5 protein-coding genes are annotated in these 21,928 nt (G+C 67.7%); 3 read left to right on the forward strand and 2 right to left on the reverse strand.

Annotated elements, in window-relative coordinates:
* The 3 genes from AC1MHZ_RS22270 to AC1MHZ_RS22280 all read left to right on the forward strand — a co-directional run bounded on the left by AC1MHZ_RS22270 (window position 1) and on the right by AC1MHZ_RS22280 (window position 17,445).
* Window positions 1-7,821 (forward strand): amino acid adenylation domain-containing protein, encoded by a 7,821-nt coding sequence (locus tag AC1MHZ_RS22270; RefSeq protein ID WP_482966928.1) that lies wholly within the window; start codon window positions 1-3, stop codon window positions 7,819-7,821.
* A 14-nt stretch (window positions 7,822-7,835) separates the two neighbouring features.
* On the forward strand, window positions 7,836-16,364 hold the full coding sequence (locus AC1MHZ_RS22275; protein WP_482966929.1) for an amino acid adenylation domain-containing protein: 8,529 nt from the start codon (window positions 7,836-7,838) through the stop codon (window positions 16,362-16,364).
* Between the two features lie 118 nt (window positions 16,365-16,482).
* Window positions 16,483-17,445, forward strand: coding sequence for an alpha/beta hydrolase (locus AC1MHZ_RS22280; protein WP_482966930.1), 963 nt, complete (start codon window positions 16,483-16,485; stop codon window positions 17,443-17,445).
* Window positions 17,446-17,644: 199 nt separating this feature from the next.
* On the opposite strand, the gene AC1MHZ_RS22285 is transcribed toward AC1MHZ_RS22280, so the two are convergent.
* On the reverse strand, window positions 17,645-20,155 hold the full coding sequence (locus AC1MHZ_RS22285; protein ID WP_482966931.1) for a TonB-dependent siderophore receptor: 2,511 nt from the start codon (window positions 20,153-20,155) through the stop codon (window positions 17,645-17,647).
* Window positions 20,156-20,270: 115 nt separating this feature from the next.
* Entirely contained in the window at window positions 20,271-21,920 is a 1,650-nt protein-coding gene (locus AC1MHZ_RS22290; RefSeq protein WP_482966932.1) for a cyclic peptide export ABC transporter, read from the reverse strand.
* Window positions 21,921-21,928 lie beyond the last annotated feature (8 nt).

Raw genomic sequence — 21,928 nt, forward strand, 5'->3', positions numbered from 1 at the left:
ATGGCTGGCCTGGATAACGCACAGCTGGTGCAGCGCTTCATCAAACTGCCGCCGGAGCAACGCCGGCTGTTCCTGGAAAAGCTCGCGCAAAAGGGCATGAGCCTGGCGAACCTGCCGATACCGGTCAGCCGCCACGAGCATGGTAGCCTGCCGCTGTCCTATGCCCAGCAACGCCAATGGTTCCTCTGGCAACTGGAGCCGAGCAGCAGCGCCTACCATATCCCGGCGGCACTGCGCCTGCGCGGTGCGCTCGACCTCCCGGCGCTGAACGCGGCGCTGGATGCGCTGGTCGCACGCCACGAAAGCCTGCGCACCTGCTTCCAGGACGAGCCGGTGGCGCACCAGCAGGTCCTGGCGAGCCTGGCGCTGCCGATCGAGGTCGAGCAGGCGCCCGCCGGGCTGGAGCAGGCCGAGCACGAGGCGCTGATCGCGGCGTTCGTCGACGCCACCCTGGCGCAGCCGTTCGACCTGCGCCAGGGCCCGTTGCTGCGGGCCCGCCTGCTCAGGCTGGGCGAGCAGGACCAGGTACTGGTGCTGGCGCTGCACCATATCATTGCCGATGGTTGGTCCATGCAGGTGCTGGTGCGCGAGCTGGTTGCCCTCTACCTGGGCCAGGCCGCGACCTTGGCACCCTTGCCGATCCAGTACGGCGACTATGCCGTGTGGCAGCGCTGCTGGATGGAGGCGGGCGAGCGCGAGCGCCAGCTGGCCTACTGGACCGGCCAGTTGGGTGGCCCGCAACCGGTGCTGGAGCTGCCCCATGACCGCCCGCGTCCGGCACTGGCCAGTCAGCAGGGCGCCCGCTGCGAGGTCCGGCTGCCGGACGTCCTGCTGCAGGCCTTGCGCCAGGCCTGTCAGCGCGAAGGCGTGACCCTGTTCATGCTGCTGCTGGCATCGTTCCAGTGGCTGTTGCAGCGCTACAGCGGCCAGCGCGACATCCGTGTCGGCGTGCCGGTGGGCAACCGCAACCGTGTCGAAACCCAGGGCCTGATCGGCTTTTTCGTCAACACCCAGGTACTGCGTGCGCAGGTCGACGAGCGCGATACCCTGGCCAGTCTGCTGGGCCAGGTACGTGACGCCGCAATGCAGGCTCAGGCGCACCAGGACCTGCCCTATGAGCAATTGGTGGAGGCGCTGCAGCCAGAGCGCAACCTGAGCTACAACCCGCTGTTCCAGGTGATGTTCAACCACCAGGTCCAGGGCCGCCAGGCGCAGGCGTCGCAGGTCGGCGGCGGGCTGCAGGTCGAGGCGCTGCCCTGGGCGCGGCATGCCTCGCCGTTCGACCTGAGCCTGGACACCTTCGAGGATGACCAACGGCTGTGGGCCTCGTTCACCTATGCCACCGACCTGTTCGATGGCGCGACCGTCGAGCGCATGGCCGGCCACTGGCAGCACTTGTTGCAGGCCTTCGCCGGTGACCTGAGCAAACCGTTGGAAGCAGCAGGCGTCGTCGCATTGCCCAGTACAGGGGCGCAGCCTCTTGCCGCGGCCCCCTTGCTGCTCGACGCGCTGCGCGAGCGCATCGCCGTCGGCCCCGATGCCGTGGCGCTGCGCCTGGGCGAGCGCAGCCTGAGCTACGCCGAACTGGAGGCCCGCGCCAACCGCCTGGCCTGGCAGTTGCGAGATGCGGGCGTGGGCCACGAGTGCCTGGTGGGCCTGGCCCTGGAGCGCAGCTTGGAGCTGGTGGTGGCGCAACTGGCGGTGCTCAAGGCCGGCGCTGCCTACGTGCCGCTCGACCCGGACTACCCGCGCGAGCGCCTGGCGTACATGGTGCAAGACAGCGGCCTGGGGTTGTTACTGACCACCGAGGGGGTACGCGAGCGCACGGGCGCCTTGCCGGCCCCGCGCAGCCTGTTGCTGGACGAGACGGGCAGTGCGCCGCCTGCACAAGACCCGGGCGCGCCGCCGCTGCAACTGGACGCCGAACACCTGGCCTACGTGATCTACACCTCCGGCTCCACCGGGCGCCCCAAGGGCGTGGCGGTGCGCCATGGCGGCCTGGCCAACCACATGCACTGGATGCGCCAGGCCTACCCCCTGAGCGTCCAGGACCGGGTGCTGCAGAAAACCGCCTTCAGCTTCGATGCCTCAGTGTGGGAGTTCTGGTTGCCGCTGATGTGCGGCGCGCAACTGGTGCTGGCACCGGCCAATCTCAACGACGACCTGGGCCAGCTGTGGCCCTTGGTCGCCGCCCAGGGCATCACCGTGCTGCAGATGGCCCCCTCGCTGCTGCAGGGCCTGCTGCCAGACGCCCGCACCGAGCAGTTGGCCTCGCTGCGCCTGCTGCTGATCGGCGGCGAGGCGCTCAAGGGCAGCCTGGTGCGCCAGCTGCGCGAGCGCTGGCCGGGTCGGGTGGTCAACCTCTATGGCCCGACCGAGTCGACCATCGACAGCGCCTGGCACGAGCCTGGCGAGGTGGGCGATGGCGATGTGGTGGCGATCGGCTCGCCCATTGCCGGCGTCACGACCCAGGTGCTGGCCGACAGCCTGCGCCCATGTCCGCTGGATGCCCCGGGCGAACTGTTCATCGGCGGCGCGTCGCTGGCCCGTGGCTACCATCGCCGCCCAGGGCTGACCGCCGAGCGCTTCGTGCCTGACCCGGCCGGTGCGCCGGGGGCGCGTCTGTATCGCAGCGGCGACCGTGTGCGCCTGCGCGGCGATGGCCAACTGCACTACCTTGGGCGGATCGATCACCAGCTCAAACTGCGCGGCCTGCGCATCGAGCTGGGTGAGATCGAGGCGGCGCTGCTCGACCAGGCTGGGGTGCGCGAGGCGGTGGTGCTGCCTGTGGAGGGCGCAGGCGGTACCCAACTAGTGGCGTACCTGGTGGCTCCGACGATCCAGGACCCGGCTCGGCTGCACGAGGCCCTGGCCGCGCGCTTGCCGGCTTACATGGTGCCGGTGCACTGGGTGCCGCTCGAGTGCCTGCCGCTGACGGTCAATGGCAAGCTCGACCGCGCCGCGCTGCCGCGCCCGGACGCCGAGGCAGCGTCAAATGGCTTCCAGACACCGCAAGGCGCGCTGGAAATCGCCATCGCCGGTATCTGGCAGGACGTGCTCAAGGTGGCGCAGGTCGGTCGGCAGGATAACTTCTTCGCGCTCGGCGGTGATTCGATCATCTCCCTGCAGGTGGTCAGCCGTGCGCGCCAGGCGGGTATCCACTTCACGCCCAAGGCACTGTTCCAGCACCAGACCGTGCAGGCCCTGGCCCAGGTCGCCCAGCACGGTGTCCCGCAGGCGCTGGCCGAGCAGGGCCTGGTGAGCGGCGAGCTGCCGCTGTTGCCGATCCAGCGCGTGTTCTTCGACATGCCCATGGCCCAGCGTCATCACTGGAACCAGTCAGTGTTGCTCGAGCCGCGCCAGCACTTGGACGGCGAGCGGCTGGAGCAAGCCCTGCAGGCTTTGCTGCGTCAGCATGATGCCCTGCGCCAGCGCTTCGTCCAGGGCGCCGACGGCTGGCAGGCGACCCATGTCGAGCCTGACCCGGCGCAGCGCCTGCTCTGGCAGTGCCAGGCTGCCGACGCAGCGACGCTGCTGGCCGAATGCGAGCGCGCCCAGCGCAGCCTGGACCTGGCCTGTGGGCCATTGCTGCGTGCGGTGCTGTGCGACTATGCCGGTGGCCAGCGGCTGTTGCTGGTGGCCCATCACCTGGTGGTTGACGGCGTTTCCTGGCGCATCCTTTTCGAAGACCTGCAAACGCTTTATCACCAGCCGGCAGCGCGGTTGGCGGCCAAGACCAGCTCGGTGCGCGACTGGGCCCTGCGCCTGCAAACCCATGCCGGCAGCGAGGCGATGCGCGCCAGTGCCGACTACTGGCTGGAACAGGCCCGCCAGCCGCTGCAGGCGCTGCCCTGTGACAACCCCGCAGGCAGCCTGCACAGGCGCCATGCCCGCCATGCGCGCACCCGCCTGCCGGCACCGCTGACCCTGGCGTTGCTGCAACAGGCGCCCAGCGCTTACCGCACCCAGGTCAACGACTTGCTGTTGACCGCCCTGGCCCGGGTATTCCGTGCCTGGAGCGGGCAACCGACATTGTGGGTGCAGCTGGAGGGCCATGGCCGCGAAGCGTTGTTCGCCGACCTCGACCTGACCCGAACCGTAGGCTGGTTCACCAGTGCCTTCCCGGTGTGCCTGCGCCCGGCCGACGGCCTGGGCGAATCGATCAAGGCGATCAAGGAGCAGTTACGGGCCATCCCCGACAAAGGGATTGGCTTTGGCATGCTGCGCGCCCATGCCGACCCACGCCTGCAACCCTTGCGTGAGTTGGCCGCGCCCCAGGTGACCTTCAACTACCTGGGCCAGTTCGACGGCAGCTTCGACGACCCCCAGGCGCTGCTGGTGCCGGCACGCGAGGCGGCCGGCAGCGAGCAGGGCGAGGACGCGCCGCTGGGCAGCCCGCTCAGCATCAATGGCCAGGTGTACCAAGGCGAACTGGTGTTCGAGTGGACCTTCAGCGAGCAGGTGTTCCCGCTGGCAACGGTCGAGGCCCTGGCCGACGACTATGCGCGGGAACTGGCTGTGCTGGTCGAGCACTGCCTGGCGCCACAGGCCGGTGGCGTGACGCCGTCGGACGTGCCGCTGGCGGGCCTCGATCAGGCCAGCCTGGACGCACTGCCAGTGGCGCCGTCACGCCTGGTCGATGCCTACCCGCTGTCGCCCATGCAGCAAGGCATGCTGTTCCATGGCCTGTACAGCGAGGCCCGAGGCGACTACATCAACCAATTGCAGGTGCGTATCGATGGGCTCGACCCGCAGCGTTTCCAGCGTGCCTGGCAGGCCACCTTGGATGCCCATGACAGCCTGCGCAGCCAGTTTCACTGGCCAGCGGACCAGGCTCAGCCGCTGCAACTGGTATTGCGCGATGTGCGCTTGCCGTTCGAGCTGCTCGACCTGCGTGGCGAAACCGATCCGGCCCAGGCTCTGCAACGGTTGGCGGCCCAGACCCGGGACGAGGGTTTCGTGCTGCACGAGGCGCCGTTGCTGCGGGTGCAACTGGCCCGCTGCGCCGAGCAGACCTATCAGATGATCTTCACCAGCCACCATCTGCTGATGGACGGCTGGAGCCATGCCCGGTTGCTCGCCGAGGTGCTGCAGCGCTATGCCGGTGAAGTGCCCGGGGCACCTGCAGGGCGCTACCGTGACTACATCGCCTGGCTGCAGGCACGCGATTCCGACGCCGGCGAGCGTTTCTGGCGTGAGCAGCTCGGTGGCTTCGACGGCCCGACCTTGCTCGGCCAGGCGATCACCCGCGAGGGGGCGCCGAGCGGGGGCGGGCAGTACCGTACCAGCCTCGACGCGCAGGTGACCCAGGCACTGCAGGGCTTCGGCCGGGCTGCCAAGGTCACCCTCAACACCTTGGTCCAGGCAGCCTGGACCTGTCTGTTGCAACGCCATACCGGCCAGGCGCGGGTGGTCTTCGGCGCCACGGTGTCCGGGCGCCCGGCCGAACTGCCGGGTATCGAGCAGCAGATCGGCCTATTCATCAACAGCCTACCGGTGATCGCCGGTGCCATGCCCGATCAGCCGCTGGTGCCTTGGCTGCAGGCGCTGCAGGCGCTCAATCTGCACCTGCGCGACTGGGAGCACACGCCGCTCTACGATATCCAGCGCTGGGCCGGGCACAGCGGCGAGCCGCTGTTCGACAGCCTGTTGGTGTTCGAGAACTACCCGGTGGCCGAGGTCCTGGAGCAGGGGACCCCGGGCGGGCTGCGCTTTGGTGAAGTGCATGGCCATGAACAGACGGGCTTCCCGCTGAGCCTGCTGGTGGACGCCAGCCAGGTACTGACCGTGACCTTCAAGTACGACCCCGCGATCTTCGACGCGATTACGATCGAGGGCCTGGGCACCCAGCTGTTGGCGCTGCTGGCCTCCATGGCCGGTCTCGATGCCCAGGCCCGAGTCGGCGACTTGCGTCCCTTCGACAAGCGTCAACGTCAGGCCTGGCTGGCCCTGGGCCAAGGGCCGCGGGCCGAGCATGCACAGCAGCCCAGCGTGGTGCGCCTGATCGAGGCCCAGGCGGTGCGCACGCCGCAGGCCCCGGCGTTGAGCTTTGGCGAGGTCACGCTGAGTTTCGCCGAGCTCGAGTCACGGGCCAACGGGTTGGCCCGGCACCTGGTGGCGCAAGGCGTCGGCCCGGACGTGCTGGTGGGCGTCGCGGCTCAGCGCTCGCTGGAGATGGTGGTGGCCCTGCTGGCCGTGCTCAAGGCCGGCGGTGCCTATGTGCCGCTGGACCCGGAGTACCCGGCCGAGCGCCTGGCCTACCTGTTCGAGGACAGCGGTATCGCCTTGTTGCTGACCCAGTCGTGGCTGCTCGATGACCTGCCGGTGCGCCCGGCCCTGCCTGTGCTGAACCTCGATACCCTGGCCTGGCCCAGCGAGGACCCAGGGCGTCCAGCTGTCGAGGTCGACGGCGAGCACCTGGCCTATGTGCTCTACACCTCGGGCTCCACCGGCAAGCCGAAAGGCGCGGGCAACCGCCATCGGGCGCTGGTCAACCGGTTGCTCTGGATGCAGGACGCCTACGCGCTGGCGCCAGGTGATGTGGTGTTGCAGAAAACGCCGTTCAGCTTCGACGTCTCGGTGTGGGAGTTTTTCTGGCCGCTGCTGGCGGGGGCGCACCTGGTGGTGGCCGGGCCAGGCGATCACCGCGACCCGGCGCGTCTGGTGGCGCTGATCCGCCAGGCACAGGTCACCACCTTGCACTTCGTTCCGTCGATGCTGCAGGTGTTCCTGCAGCACGCAGGGGTGGCCGCCTGCACCTCGTTGCGGCGTATCGTCTGCAGCGGCGAGGCGCTGCCGTTGGACGCCCAGCAACAGGTATTCGCGCGCTTGCCACAGGCACAGCTGTACAACCTGTACGGCCCGACCGAAGCGGCGATCGATGTCACCCACTGGCGTTGTGTCGACGACGGTCGCCATGGCGTGCCGATCGGCCGCGCCATCGACAACCTGCGCACCTACATCCTCGACCGGGACCTGCAGCCGGTCGCGCCGGGCGTTACCGGCGAGCTGTACCTGGCCGGCGAAGGCTTGGCCCGGGGCTACCACCGCCGCCCGGGCCTCACCGCCGAGCGTTTCCCGCTCGATCCGTTCGTGGCGGGGCAGCGCATGTACCGCACCGGCGACTTGGCCCGCTATGCCCAAGACGGCGCCATTGAATACGCCGGGCGTATCGACCATCAGGTGAAGATCCGGGGCCTGCGCATCGAGTTGGGCGAGATCGAGGCGCGCCTGCTGGAGCACCCTGCTGTGCGTGAGACCGTGGTCACCGCGCCGGACGCAGGCAAGGGCCCGCAACTGGTGGCCTACCTGGTGGCCGAGGGCACGTTTGGCGAGGCGCAGCAGGTGCAGTTGCGCGGGTTCCTGCGCGAAGGGCTGCCCGAGCACATGCTGCCGGCGCACCTGGTGGTGTTGGCGCAGATGCCGCTGAGCCCGAACGGCAAGCTCGATCGACGCCAGTTGCCCGCCCTGGACAGCCTGCAGGCCCAGGCCGCCTACCGTGCGCCGCAAGGCGAACTGCAGGTGCAGGTGGCACAGGTGTGGGGCGAGCTGCTGGCGGTCGACCAGGTCGGCCTGGACGACAGCTTCTTCGCCCTGGGCGGCCATTCGCTGCTGGCGGCCCAGGCGGCCATGCGCCTGCGCGAGCAGTTGCGGGTCGAGGTACCGATACGCCTGCTGTTCGAAACCGCCACCCTGGAGGCGTTCTGCACGGCGCTCGACGGCCTGCGTCAGGAGCAGGCGCCAGTGCAGGACGAGCTGACTAAATCCCTGGAGGCCCTCAAACGTCTATCTGCCGATGATCTTGAGAAACTGCTTTCCTGATTGAGGGGTCGTGCGTGCAAAAGTTGATAGAGTCCGTGGGCGCGCTCACGGCGAAGGAGCGCCGGGCGCTGGCGGTGATGCTCAGGCACAAGGGCATCAACTTGTATGCGATCGCGCCGATGTTCAGGCGCGGCGAGGACGAGCCGCTCCTGCTGTCCTACGCCCAGCAGCGCCAGTGGTTCCTCTGGCAACTGGAGCCTGGGGCGGCGACCTACAACATCCCCTTGGCCGTGCGCATGCGTGGCCCGCTCGACCGACAAGCGCTGGAGCACGCGCTGGCACAGGTGGTGGCGCGCCACGAAAGCCTGCGCACGGTGTTCGTCGAAACGGCCGAGGGCGTGCGCCAGCAAGTGCTGGCGCCGTTCGCCGTAGCGCTGCCGGTGCATGCGATGGCAGCGTTCGACGGCCCCGGGGAGGCAGCGCGTACCGAGGCGTTCCTGCTGGCCCAGTCAGGGCAGGGCTTCGACCTGGCCCACGGCCCCTTGCTGCGGGCGGCGCTGCTCGAATGCGGGGCAGACGACCATGTGCTGAGCCTGGTGTTGCATCACATCGTCGCCGATGCCTGGTCGTTGCAGGTGCTGCTGGAGGAGCTGGCCGGTTGCTACGCCGCCTGTGTCGACGGGCGCGACGCCAGCCTGCCGGCGTTGGCGGTGCAGTACCCCGACTATGCACTGTGGCAGCGCCAATGGATGGATCACGGCGAGCGCGAGCGACAGTTGGCCTACTGGCGCGAGCGGCTGGCGGGGGCCGAGGATATCCTGTGCCTGCCCACCGACCGACCGCGCCCGGCGCTACCCAGCCACGCCGGGGCCAGCGTGGATGCCAGCCCTGGGCCTGAACTGGCGGCGCGCCTCAAGGCGCTGGCGACGCAGGAAGGCGTCACCCTGTTCGTGCTGCTGCTGGCGGCCTACCAGGCACTGTTGCAGCGTTTGTGCGGGCAACAGGACATCCGTGTCGGCGTGCCCAATGCCAATCGCGGTCGTGCCGAGACCGAGCGGCTGGTGGGCTTTTTCGTCAATACCCAGGTCATGCGCGCGCAGGTGCGCCCCGAGCAGCCGTTCAGCACCCTGCTCGCTGAGGTGCGTGAGGCGGCGTTGCAGGCCCAGCAACACCAGGACCTGCCGTTCGAGCAACTGCTCGAAGCCTTGCAGACCGAGCGCAGCCTGAGCCATTCGGCGTTGTTCCAGGTGATGTTCAACCACCAGCATGAGGACCTTGGCGCCGCCGCCACCGCCAGCACAGGGTTGCAGTTGCAGCCGCTGACGCAACCGGTGCGCAGCAGCAAGTTCGACCTGACCCTCAACACCCTGGAGCACGACGAGGGCCTGGAGGCCACGCTGATCTACGCCTGCGACCTGTTCGATGCGGCGAGCGCCGAGCGCATCGCCGGGCAGTGGCGATCTGTGCTGCAGGCGATCTGCGAGAACCCCCGGGTGCGCATCGAGGATCTACCCTTGCTCGGGCCCGCCCAGCGCCACACGCTGTTGGCCGCAGGCCAGGGCGAGCGTTGTGCGTTTGCCGACCGCCATGTGCTGGCCCTGTTCCGCCGGCAGGTGGCCGAGCACCCGCGGCGCCTGGCGCTGGTGGCCGGTTCGCAGCGCCTGGATTTCGCTGAACTGGACGTACGTTCGGAGCGCCTGGCGGCGCTGCTGCAGGCCCAGGGCGTGGGGCCGGAAGTGCCTGTGGCGGTGGCCTTGGGACGGGGCGCCAGCCTGCCGTTGGCGATCCTGGCCATCTTCAAGGCGGGCGCCGGCTATGTGCCGATAGACCCGCAGGCGGGCGGCCAGCGCCTGCAGGACGTGTTGGAAAACAGCGGTGCGCGCCTGCTGCTGAGCGAGTCCGCCTGGCTTGGGCAGTGGGCGTTGCCAGCCGGGGTGCAGGCGATCAACCTGGATCAACTGGCGCTCGCCGCGGCGCCGGTGCTCACGCCGGTGGAGCCCTTGCCCGAGAGCTGCGCCTACGTCATCCACACCTCAGGCTCCACCGGCCGCCCCAAGGGCGTACTGGTCAGCCATGGTGCCCTGGCCAACTACGTGCAGGGCATGCTGCGGCACCTGCCGCTGGCGCAGGCCCAGAGCCTGGCGATGGTTTCCAGCGTCGCCGCCGACCTGGGCCATACCACGCTGTTCGGCGCGCTGTGCGCTGGGCGTACCCTGCATTTGATCGATGCCGATGCAGCCATGGACAGCCAGGCCATGGGGCAGGCGATGGCGGGTGTGGATGCGCTGAAGATCGTCCCTTCGCACCTGGCAGCGCTGCTCGATTCGGCCCAGGGCGCGGCGGTGCTGCCGCAGCGCTTGCTGGTGCTAGGTGGCGAGCGTGCCACGACCGCGCTGCTCGAACGCATCGCGGTGCTGGCCCCGCAGTGCCAGGTGTTCAACCACTACGGCCCGACCGAGACCACTGTCGGGGTGCTTGCCGGCGCGCTCGACCCGCAGGCTCCGGGCCTTGGTCAGCCGCTGGCCAACAGCGACGTGCGGCTACTCGATGCTGGCTTGCAACCGGTAGCCGAGGGTGTCACCGGTGAGCTGTATATCGGCGGCGCGGGCCTGGCCCGTGGTTACGTCGGCCAGCCGGGCCTGACCGCCGAACGCTTCGTGCCCGACCCGTTCGGCGAGCCGGGCCAGCGCCTGTATCGCAGTGGTGACGGTGTGCGCCGTGAGCGCGGGCGATGGCTCTACCAGGGGCGGCTGGACGATCAGGTGAAGATCCGCGGCTACCGGGTCGAACCGGGCGAAGTGGCTGCCAGCCTGCGCCGGCTGGCCGGCGTGCGTGAAGCGGTGGTGCTGGCCCAGGCCAGTGAACGGGGTCAGCAACTGGTGGGCTATGTGGTTGGCGAGGCCGGCCTCGAGGTTGGGCCGTTGTTCGCGCAGTTGCGTGGCCGACTGCCCGAATACCTGGTGCCGGCGCACCTGTTGTTGCTTGAACATTTGCCGCTGACCGCCAACGGCAAGCTCGATCGCCGTGCGCTGCCGCAGCCGGCGGCCACCGCGCAGCGCCAGTACAACGCCCCACAGGGCGAGCTGGAAACCCGTATCGCAGCGATCTGGCAGGACCTGCTCAAGGTCGAGCAGGTCGGGCGCCAGGACAACTTCTTCGAGCTGGGTGGCGACTCGATCATCTCCATCCAGGTGGTCAGCCGGGCCCGCGAGGCCGGCATCCGGCTCAACCCCAAACAGCTGTTCCTGCACCAGACGGTGCAGGGCCTGGCCCAGGTGGCCGAATGGCGTGAGGCGCGGATGGCCGAGGCCCGTGGGCCGGAACAGGGGGCGATGCCGCTGCTGCCCATCCAACAGATGTTCTTCGACACCGAGGTCGTCGACCGTCACCACTGGAACCAGTCGGTGCTGCTCAGAGTGGCTCGCCCGCTGCGGCCCGAAGCCCTGGAGCAGGCCTTGCAGGCACTGGTGCTGCAACACGATGCGTTGCGCCTGGGCTTTACCCCCGGCGCTGAGGGCTGGCACGCCGAGCACCGGCCCGTGGAGGCGACGCCGGCGCTGCTCTGGCAGCGCCAGGTGGCTGATGCCGAGGCGATGCAGGGCGAGTGCGAAGTTGCCCAGCGCAGCCTCGACCTGGCCCAAGGCCCGTTGTTGCGCGCGGTGCTGTTCGACTGGGCCGATGGCCAGCAGCGCCTGTTGCTGGCGGCCCACCATCTGGTGGTCGACGGCGTCTCCTGGCGCATCCTGCTGGAGGACCTGCAGCACGCCTACTCGCAGGCCGTCCGGGGTGAGCCGCCACGGCTGCCGGCGCGCACCACATCGTTCAAGCACTGGGCAGAGCGCCTGCAGACACTGGCTGCTGGCGACGCCTTGCAAGGCCAGCTCGGCTATTGGCTGCAACAGTCATTGCCCCAGGACCTGCCGACCACGGCGCCGGATTGCGTACCGTTGCAGCGCGATGCGCACACGGTGTACAGCCGGCTCGACGCCGAGACCACCCGGCGCCTGCTGCAGGAGGCGCCCAGTGCCTACCGCACCCGGGTCCAAGAGCTGCTATTGGCGGCTCTGGCACGGGTGATCTGTCAATGGACGGGACAGGCTGGCACTCAAGTAGTGCTGGAGGGCCATGGCCGCGAGGCACTGTTCGATGAGGTGGACCTGAGCCGCAGCGTCGGTTGGTTCACCACCAAGTACCCGTTGAGCCTGACACCCCGGCCAGGGCTGGGCGCCACGCTCAAGGCGATCAAGGAGCAGGTGCGGGCAGTGCCCGACAACGGCATCGGTTATGGCGTGCTGCGCTACCTGGGTGATGCGTCCAACCGGGCGCTGTTCGCCGAGCGGCCACTGCCACGCATCACCTTCAACTACCTGGGCCAGTTCGACAACAGCTTCGCCGCCCATCAGCCGGGCCAGGCCGCATTGTTCGGCGTGGCCCGCGAGGCCGCCGGTAGCGAGCGCGCTGCCGACGCACCGCTGGGCAACTGGCTGACGCTCAATGGCCAAGTGTTCGAAGGGCAACTGAGCATCGGCTGGATCTTCAGCCCGCGGATGTTCGACCCGGCCCAGGTCCAAGCCCTGGCCACGGCCTTCAGCGAGCAGCTGCAGGCCCTGGTCGAGCACTGCTGCGACCAGGCCAACGGCGGGCTCACGCCGTCCGACGTGCCGCTTGCGCGGCTGACCCAGGCCCAGCTCGAGCACGTGCCGGTGCCTGCCCGCGAGGTGATGGACATCTACCCGTTGTCACCGATGCAGCAGGGCATGCTGTTCCACTCCTTGGAGGCCGACGAAGCGGCGCTGTACATCAACCAGACCTGTGTACCTGTGCAGGGGCTGGATATCCCGCGCTTCATCGCCGCCTGGGACCAGGCGCTGGCCTGCCACGATGTGCTGCGCACCCGCTTTTGGCACGACAGCACCCTGGCCGAGCCACTGCAGATCGTATGCCGCCAGGCGCCGTCGCTGGTGCAGGTGTTGGACTGGCGTGGGCGCGAGGTCGATGACCAGGCCCTGCACACGCTCGCCGAGGCCGAGTGCCGCGAGGGTTTCGACCTGCAACGGGGCGCGTTGATGCGGGTGACCGTGGTGCGTCTGGACGAACGCCGTTGCCACCTGATCTGGACCCGCCACCATATCCTCATGGACGGCTGGAGCAGTTCGCGTCTGCTGGGCGAGGTGCTGCAGGCCTATCATGGGCGCCCGGTGCAGGCCGAAGGGCGTTTTCGCGATTACATCGAATGGCTGCAGCGCCAGGGGGATGCCAAGGCCCTGGAGGCCTTCTGGCGCCAACAGCTGGCGGCGCTGGAGGAGGTCACCGAGTTGGCTGCCGGCACGTGGCCCAAGCCTGCACCCGGGCAGGTTGGCCATGACGCCCTGTACCTGGAATGGGATGCGCCGCGCACCGCGCGGCTGCGCCAGGCCGCCCAGCAGTTGCGGGTGACCGCGAACACCCTGATCCAGGGGGCCTGGGTGCTGTTGCTGCAGCGTTTCACCGGTCAGCAGCGGGTATGTTTCGGTGCCACCGTGGCGGGGCGCCCGGCGAGCCTGCCCCAGGCGGGCAGTATGCTGGGGCTGTTCATCAATACCCTGCCGATCGTTCAGGCGCCGCACCCGGAGCAGACGGTTCAGGCCTGGTTGGCACAACTGCAGGCCAACAACCTGGAGGTTCGCGAGCATGAGCATGCTTCGCTGGCCGACATCCAGCGCTGGGCCGGGCAGGGCGGGCGCAGCCTGTTCGACAGCATCGTGGTGTTCGAGAACTATCCGGTGGACGAGCGTTTGGAGGAGGCCGCCGAAGGCGAACTGCGCTTTGGTTCGGCCAGCGGGCGCGATGTCACCAACTATGCGATGGACCTGGCGGTGAACCTCGGGCAGACCCTCTCCATCGAGTTCCTCTACCTGCGCAACCGCTTTACCGAGGCCAGTGTGGCGAACATCCGCGCTTGCTTCGAACGCCTGCTCCTGGGCCTGCTGGAGCAACCCCAGGCTACCTTGGGCAGCCTGGCGATGCTCGAGCCGGCCGCCGCGCAGGCCGGCAACGGCTTGCTGCCCCACGGGCAGGCGCCCTCGCTGCTGGCGTGCCTGCAGGCTCAGGCCCGCCGGCAACCGGATGCTGTCGCCGTGGTGTGCGGCGACCAGCAACTGACCTACGCCGAACTCGACCACCAGGCCAACCAACTGGCCCAGGCCCTGCTGGCGCGTGGCGTGGGGGCCGAGGAGCGCATCGGTGTCGCGCTGAACCGTTCGGTGCAGACCCTGGTGGCCTTCTATGCCGTGCTCAAGGCCGGTGCCGCCTACGTGCCACTGGACATCGACTACCCGCAGGAGCGCTTGCAGTGGATCATCGACGATTCGGCCATGCGTATCCTGATCAGCGTCAGCAGCCTGCGCCAACGCCTGCCCGACGGCGGTGTCGAGCGCCTGGAGCTGGACCGGCTCGACTGGGCGACGTTGCCGGGCCGGGCCCCGGCGCTGGCGATCGACGAGCAGCAACTGGCCTACCTGATCTACACCTCCGGCTCTACCGGCAAGCCCAAAGGCGTGGCCGTGCCGCGCGGGCCGCTGGCCATGCACTGCCAAGCGATCATCGGGTTGTACGGGATGGACACCAGCACCCGAGAACTGCTCTTCATGTCGTTCGCCTTCGATGGCGCTCAGGAACGTTGGTTGTCGACCCTGTGCGCGGGCGGGCGCCTGGTGCTGCGAGACGACACGCTGTGGACCGCCGAGCAGACCTGGGCCGCGCTGCATGCCCACGGCATCAGCATCGCTTGCTTCCCGCCGGCCTACCTCAAGCAACTGGCCGAGTTCGCCGAGCAACACGGCACGCCGCCGGCCGTGCGCATCTACTGCTTCGGTGGCGATGCGGTGGCCGACGAGAGCTTCGAGCAGGCGCGGCGTAGTCTGCGCCCGCAGTGGCTCACCAATGGTTATGGCCCGACCGAGACCGTGGTCACGCCGCTGCTGTGGAAAGCCGCTCCTCAAGACGCGTGCGAAGCCGCCTACGCCCCCATTGGCCGGCGGGTGGGCAACCGCAGCCTGTATGTGCTCGATGCCTGGCTCGACCCGGTGCCCGACGGTGTGCCCGGTGAGCTGTACATCGGTGGCGAGGGCCTGGCCCGTGGCTACCATCAACGCCCGGGGCTCAGCGCCGAGCGATTCATCGCCAGCCCGTTCGAGGCGGGTGGACGCCTCTACCGCACCGGCGACCTGGTTCGTCGTCGCGCCGACGGCCTGTTCGACTACCTTGGGCGTCTCGACCATCAGGTGAAGATCCGTGGCTTTCGTATCGAGCTGGGCGAGATCGAGGCGCGCCTGCGCAGCTTGCCGGGTGTACGCGATGCCTTGGTACTGGCCCGCGACAGCCAGGCCGGCAAGCGCCTGGTCGGTTACGTGGTGGCCGCGACGCCGCAGGTGCGGGGCGAGGCCTTGCGTGATGCATTGCAACAGCAGTTGCCGGACTATATGGTGCCGGCGCAAGTGGTACTGCTCGACGCCTGGCCCCTGAACCCCGCAGGCAAGATAGACCGCCTGGCGCTGCCGGACGCGGACTTCCGTGCCAAGGCCCACGTGGCGCCGCGCAATGCCCTGGAGCGCCTGTTGGCGCAGATCTGGCAGGAGGTGCTGGAGGTCGAGCGGGTCGGCATCACCGACAACTTCTTCGAGCTCGGTGGCGACTCGCTGCGCACCCTCAAGGTGCTGAGCAAGGTGCGCAGCCTGGCCGAGCCACCGTTCGAGCTGAAATTGCGCGACATACTGGCCAAACCGACCATCGCCCAACTGTCGGGCTACGAGGCGCACGAGAGCGACCTGAACCCGCTGCTTGTGCTCAATGCCACGGCCGTCGATGCACCGGCGTTGTTCTGCCTGCACGCAGGCTTCGGCACGGTGTTCGACTACGAGCCGCTGGCCCGCCGCCTGGAGGGCCACTACCGGGTCCATGGGCTGCAATGCCGGATGCTGTTGGACCGCGACTGGCAGGACGACAGCCTGGCAAGCATGGCCATCGACTATGCCCAGTACATCCGCCAGTGCCAGCCCCAGGGACCTTACCATCTGCTGGGTTGGTCCCTGGGCGGTACATTGGCGCTGCTGGTGGCTGCGCAGCTGGAGATGCAGGGGCAGGCGGTGGCGTTCCTGGGCCTGGTGGACAGTTTCATCCCCTTCGCCGAGGTGCCTGCACAGGACGATTGGCGCGATGACCTGCCGGCCTTCCTCCGGCAAACCTGTGGCTTGCCGGTGTCGCGCGAGCACCTGCCGCAGGCCGAGCCAGACCTCGAGGGGCTTGGGCAATTGTTCGCCGGGTTGCTGGGCGAGCGTGCCGGCGAAGGCTTCGCTGCGGACGAGCTGGCCCGTGCCTACCAGGTCGGCCTGCGCCTGAAAGCGCTGTCGCGTCTGACGCCGGCGATGCCGCGTACCCGCTGCCCGGCCAGCCTGTGGTGGCGTGCCGACCTGCCGGCGGCGCTGGTCAGTGGTTTCGAGCAGCACGTGCAGTGTGGTATCGGCCACGAGCGGGTCGCTGTCGGCCATTACGACATGCTCAGCCATGAGGTGTTGCTGGACCAGGTGCGGCAATGCCTGGTGCGGCTGGGGCAGTTGCAGCACTGAAACAGGGGCTGCTGCGCAGCCCTTTTCCCGATGACTTGATTTTGCGGGTCCCTGTAGGTGCGGGGGCCTGCGAATGCCTTGCTTTGTTGTTCATTACCGATTGCCCCTGGAGCACCGCATGCGCTTGCACTCTGATTTGTCCGCTTTCCTCGAACTGGTCGAACTCGGCCGCCTGGCTGGCAAGAGCCAGCCACTGCACCTGCAGCCACTGGCTCAGGCGCGCAGCGATTTCGAAGCGTCTTCGCAGATCCTCGACCCCAACCCACCGGGCGCCGTGAGGGTAGACGCGCTCAGCCTGCCGATGCGCGACGGCGCGCAACTGCCCGCGCGCCTGTACCGCGCCGCCGGCCAGGACGAGACGCGGTTGCCGGTGATCCTCTACCTGCACGGTGGCGGCTATGTGGTCGGCAGCCTCGACTCCCACGACTCGGTGTGCCGTCGCCTGGCCCTGGACGGGCGTTTCGCGGTACTGGCCCCGGCCTATCGGCTGGCGCCAGAGCACCCATTCCCGACCGCGGTGGAGGACGCCGAGGACAGCCTCAAGGCGCTGCCGGCCCTGGCCGATGCATGGAAACTGGACCTGCGCCGCGTGGCCCTGGCCGGCGACAGTGCCGGCGCTACCCTGGCCACGGTACTGGCGATGGTCGCTGCCCGCGAGCCTCAGGTCTTGGGGGTGCAACCGCTGGCGCAGTTGCTGTTCTACCCGGTCACCGACATCAGCACCACCCGCGATTCGCACCGGCGTTATGGCGAGGGCTACCTGCTGGAGCGCGAGACGCTGGAGTGGTTCTATGCGCAGTACGTCACCGATGCTGCGCAACGGCTCGACTGGCGGGTATCGCCATTGCTGGGGGATTGCACCGCCGCCCAGGTGCCGGCGTATATCGCGGTTGCCGGCCATGACCCTTTGCGTGACGAGGGGCTGGCGTATGCCGAGCAACTACGTGCCGGTGGTACTGCCGTGACCTTGCGGGTGGAGGAGGAGCTGTCCCACGACTTCCTGCGCATGGGTGGGATCGTGGCGGAGATAGAGGGGCTTTATGCCGACGCGCTCGATTGGCTGGCCGTGCGGCAGGGCTGATCGAACCGCTGCAAGCGTGGGGCCTGCTCTCATACAACAGCGCATAACCAATTGATTCTGCGAGCGCTTTGTAGGAGCGGCGATCTGACGTGTCCCGCGATTAGGCCGGCCCCGACATCACCGTCGCCTGGCGAGGGCTTGGCCCTTGATCGCGGGACAAGCCCACTCCTACAGGTATAGCGCCGCTCTCTTGTCCCGGTCAGAACGCGTACTTGGTGCTGATCAGGAAGCTGCGTGGCGTACCGTACGAGGCGCTGTAGAAGTTCTCGTCCAGGGAGCTGAAGTACTTCTTGTCGAACAGGTTCTCCACGGTGGCGGTGGCCGACCATTGGCGGTTGAACTGGTAGCGGGCCATCAGGCTGGCGATCGCGTAGTCGTCCTGCTTGACCTTTACCGGGCTGTTCAACTGCCAGTTGTCGACAGTGAAGTGCATGCCGCTCTGCCAGTTCACACCGCCACCGATGGTCAGCTTGTCCAGGTCACCCTTTAACTGGTAGGTGGTCCACAGCTTGAACATGTCGGTTGGGATGGTGGTCTTGACCCGCTCGCCGTCGTTGTCCTTGACCCGCGAGTACGTGTAGCTGGCCAGGAGGTTCCAGCCTGGCGTCAGTTCGCCGCTGATCTCCATGTCGATACCCTTGGTCTTGGTCTTCTCGGCGCGGTAGGCGGTGACCAGGCCATCGGTGCCTTCGACCGTGCCGTCGGCGACGGCGTCATTGTCCAGCTTCACTTCGAACAAGGCGATGGCGGTGTTCAGGCGGCCGCCGAAGTACTCGCTCTTGAGGCCGATCTCATAGTTGTCGCCTTCGCGTGGATCGAGCAGCTTGCCGGACTGGGTACGGTAGGGCTGGGGCTTGAAGATGCTGGTATAGCTGGCGTAGACCGAATGCACGTCGTTGAGGTCGTAGACCACGCCGGCATAGGGGGTGACTTCACCGGTGGCCTTGACCGAGTCGTCGGTGTTGAAGCGCTGCATGTTGGCCACGTTGTAGTGGAGCATGGCGTCGTACTTGTAGTTGCTGACCCGTGCGCCGAGGATCACCGCCAGGTCGTCGGTGGGCTTGAGGCGGGTGGCCAGGTAGGCGCCGTTCTGGCGTTGGTTGATGTTGTCGTCCTCCCGGTTGAAATTGTAGGACGCGCTCGGCGCCTTGTTGTCCCAACGCCAGATATTCACCGGCTTGCCGCTGACGCCGTTGTCGCTCGTGCCGTTGGCCAGCAGGTTGCCGAAGCCGTTGCGGCGGTTCTCGTAGCTCTGGTAGTTGAAGCCCACCACCAGTTCGTGTTCGCGTCCCATCAGCTCGAACGGGCCGCTGAGCATGATGTCCACACCGCGCTGCACCTGTGTGTTGTCGCCCTTGGTGGCAGTGTACTTCAGGCCGTCGCCGGTGCTCGGGTTGACGAAGCCGGTGGTGGTGCCGACGATGATCGAGTCGTAGTCTCGGGTGCCGTACAGGTAGTTGGCGGCCACCTTCAGGGTCCAGTCGTGGTCGAGTTTCTGCTCGATCGAGGCGAAGGTGTTGACCGATTCCTGACGGTTGGTGCTGTCGCGGCTGGCGCCGTTGTAGGAGCGCGGCATGCGGAACTGGAAGCCGTTGCCGGCGGCGTCCTTGCCGACCACCGGCAGGCCTGTGGTGGAGAAGCCGCGCGGGTCGCTATTGAGGTACTCGACACCCAGGGTGAACAAAGTGTTGGGGGTCAGGTCCATTTCGGTCACGCCGTAGAGGATGGTCTTTTCCTGCTCCAGGTGGTCGGTGAAGCTGTTGCCCTGCTGATAGGCCGCCACCGCGCGGCCACGCACCGTGCCGCTTTGGTTCAGCGGGCCGGAGACATCCACCTCGCCCCGATACAGGTCCCAGGAGCCCAGGCCGCCGCTGACATAGCCCTGGAAGGTGGACGTGGGCTTCTTGCGCACCAGGTTGACGGTACCGGAGGGGTCGCCGGCGCCGGACATCAGGCCGGTGGCGCCGCGAATCACTTCGACTCGGTCATAGATGGCCATGTCCGACAGCGCCTGGGGCAGAGCCTGGCTGAAGGCGAACGAGGTAGTGGGCATGCCGTCGTACTGATAGTTGTCGATGGCCAGGCCACGGGAATACACGTAGAGGCGGTCGCTGCCCGGGCTTTGCACGTTGATGCCGGGGGTTTGTTCCAGCACCTGGCCAATGCTGCGCAGGTTCTGGTCTTCCATGCGCTGGCGGGTCATCACGCTGACCGACTGCGGGGTTTCGCGCAGGCTCAGGTTGAGCTTGGTCGCGGTGTTGGTCTGGCCGGTGGTGTAGGAGCCGGTGCCCTCGGTGGTGCTGCCCAGGCCCGTGCCGGCGATGGTGGTGGTGCCCAGTTCGACCGAGGACGTCGGCCCGCGGCCGCTGATGGTCAGGGTGTCGCCGCGCAGTTCGTAACGCAGGTTGGTGCCGACCAGCAGGGCGCGAATGGCTGTTTCGGTGTCCAGGCGGCCGCGTACGGTGGCGCCTTGCAGGTTGCCCACGTCGTCGGGGCTGAACAGCAGTTGCACGTCCGCTTGCTTGCCGAATTGCTGCAGAGCACGGGCCAGTGGCTGTGCTGGGATGTCGAAGGTGGCTTCGCGTGCCTGGACCTGGGCACTCAGCGGCAAGGCCATGGTCAGGGCCAGGGTCGGCGCCAGGCGTGGGGTGGTGAACAGGCGACGGGTTTTCAGGGCCCTGGCCAGCGGGCTCAGTACGTGTTTGGACATATGGGGCTGTGCTCTTGCGTTGGCAGATTATTGGGAATGATTTTTATTACTGTGCTTGAGACGTGCGTCACCGCACAAACCGGAAAAAATTTCCGGTCGGCGGCGAGCGGCGGGATCAGGCGGGTTGCGGTTCGCTGACGATCTTGCCGGCCTTCAGGCGCACCCGTTGGTCGGCGATGTCGAAATAGCGATCGTCGTGGGAAATGACGATGATGGTCTTGCCCAGGCGTTTGAGGTCGGGCAGCAGCTCGGTATAGAAAATGCGGCGGAAGGTCGGGTCTTGGTCGGCGGCCCATTCGTCAAACACCAGCACCGGGCGTTCCTCCAGCCAGGCGTTGAGCAGGGCCAGGCGCTTGCGCTGGCCGGTGGAGAGGTCGGTGGTGGTGAACACGCCGTCGCGCACGCTGACCTTGTGGTCGATCTCCAGGCGGCGCAGGTAGCGCTCGGCATCCTCGGGGATGTGCGTGTCGCCCTGGACCACATCGTCGAACAAGTAGTAGTCGGCGAAGATGGTGGTGAACAACTGCCGGTAGTCGTCACGGGTCTGGGCCACCACCGGTTTGCCGTTCAAGGCGATGTGCCCGCTCTGGGGCGTATACAGGCCCAGCAATAGCTTGATCAGGGTGGTCTTGCCGCACCCGTTGTCGCCGATGACGAAGACGATTTCCCCTGCCTCGATGCGCAGGTCCACCGGGCCCAGGCTGAACGGCTGGGCACCGGGTACCGGTGCGAAGGCATAGGTCACGGCCTCGAGCGCCAGGCTCTGCACGGCGCTGGCCGGCTGGGCCGGGCCGTCGAGCAGCAGGTGCGGCTCGGGGGAGGAGAACTGGCGCGACAGCTCGGCGATACGGCGCAAGGCGATCTGGGCGCGGCCGACCACTGGCAAGGCGCCGATCAGATTGTCCAGCGGCCCTTTCATGTACAGCAGCACCAGTACGAAGCCGCTCATCGCCGCCTGGTTCTGCGCCGGCCACAGCGACTGCATCGCCAACGCCGCACCGATCACCACGAAGAACAGCATCGAGCCGAAGCTCTTGGCGAGCACGAAGGTATTGATCGAGCGTACCTGGATGGTGCAGATGCGTTCGGCGGTGTCCTGGATGCCTTGGCGGAACATCCGTTGGCGGCGCGGACGGTGGATGCGCAGTTCCTTGGCGCCGCCGGCGATGGCGCTGTAGTGCTTTTGCAACTCGTCTTCGGCTTCACGCGCCGACTCGAAGCCGTTCAGGCCTCGGTTGCGGGCGATGAACTGCACCACCGTGCCTAGGCCGATGGCCACCAGCACCATCAGGAACATCGGCCACGACAACATGGCCAGGTAACCCAGGCAGCCCAGCACCACGGTCAGGGAGATGGCCAGTGGGGCAAAGGCGAAGGCGAAGTCGCTGATGGTGTCGACGTCGTGGGTCAGGACCGGGATCAGGCGATGGCTGCGGTAGCGTTCGATCTGCTCGATCGGCGCGGCCAGCACTTTTTCCCCCAGGCTTTTGCGCAGCCGGGCGACGATGTGCTGGCCGACATGGTTGGTGCCGATGTCCGAGCAGATGGTGCTGACCAGGGCCAGCAGGCACAGCCCGGCAAAACCCAGGACGACGCCCTGGGTCAGGCCGTGCTGGCTGTGCAAGGCGCCGTTGATGGTGGCCAGCAGCGTGGTGACGCTGATACCCCCCACCATGCCCAGGAGCGTGGACAACGCCACCAACGGCCAGAACGGCTTGAGCAGGCCCAGCAGGTCGGCCACGGCGCTGCGAGGTTGACAGGTCATGGAGGGCT

The sequence above is a fragment of the Pseudomonas sp. FA-1 genome (assembly GCF_056856075.1).

Coding starts and splice junctions, on each gene's coding strand:
- AC1MHZ_RS22270 (WP_482966928.1), top strand. CDS start 1: ATGGCTGGCCTGGATAACGCACAGCTGGTGCAGCGCTTCATCAAACTG.
- AC1MHZ_RS22280 (WP_482966930.1), top strand. CDS start 16,483: ATGCGCTTGCACTCTGATTTGTCCGCTTTCCTCGAACTGGTCGAACTC.
- AC1MHZ_RS22285 (WP_482966931.1), bottom strand. CDS start 20,155: ATGTCCAAACACGTACTGAGCCCGCTGGCCAGGGCCCTGAAAACCCGT.
- AC1MHZ_RS22290 (WP_482966932.1), bottom strand. CDS start 21,920: ATGACCTGTCAACCTCGCAGCGCCGTGGCCGACCTGCTGGGCCTGCTC.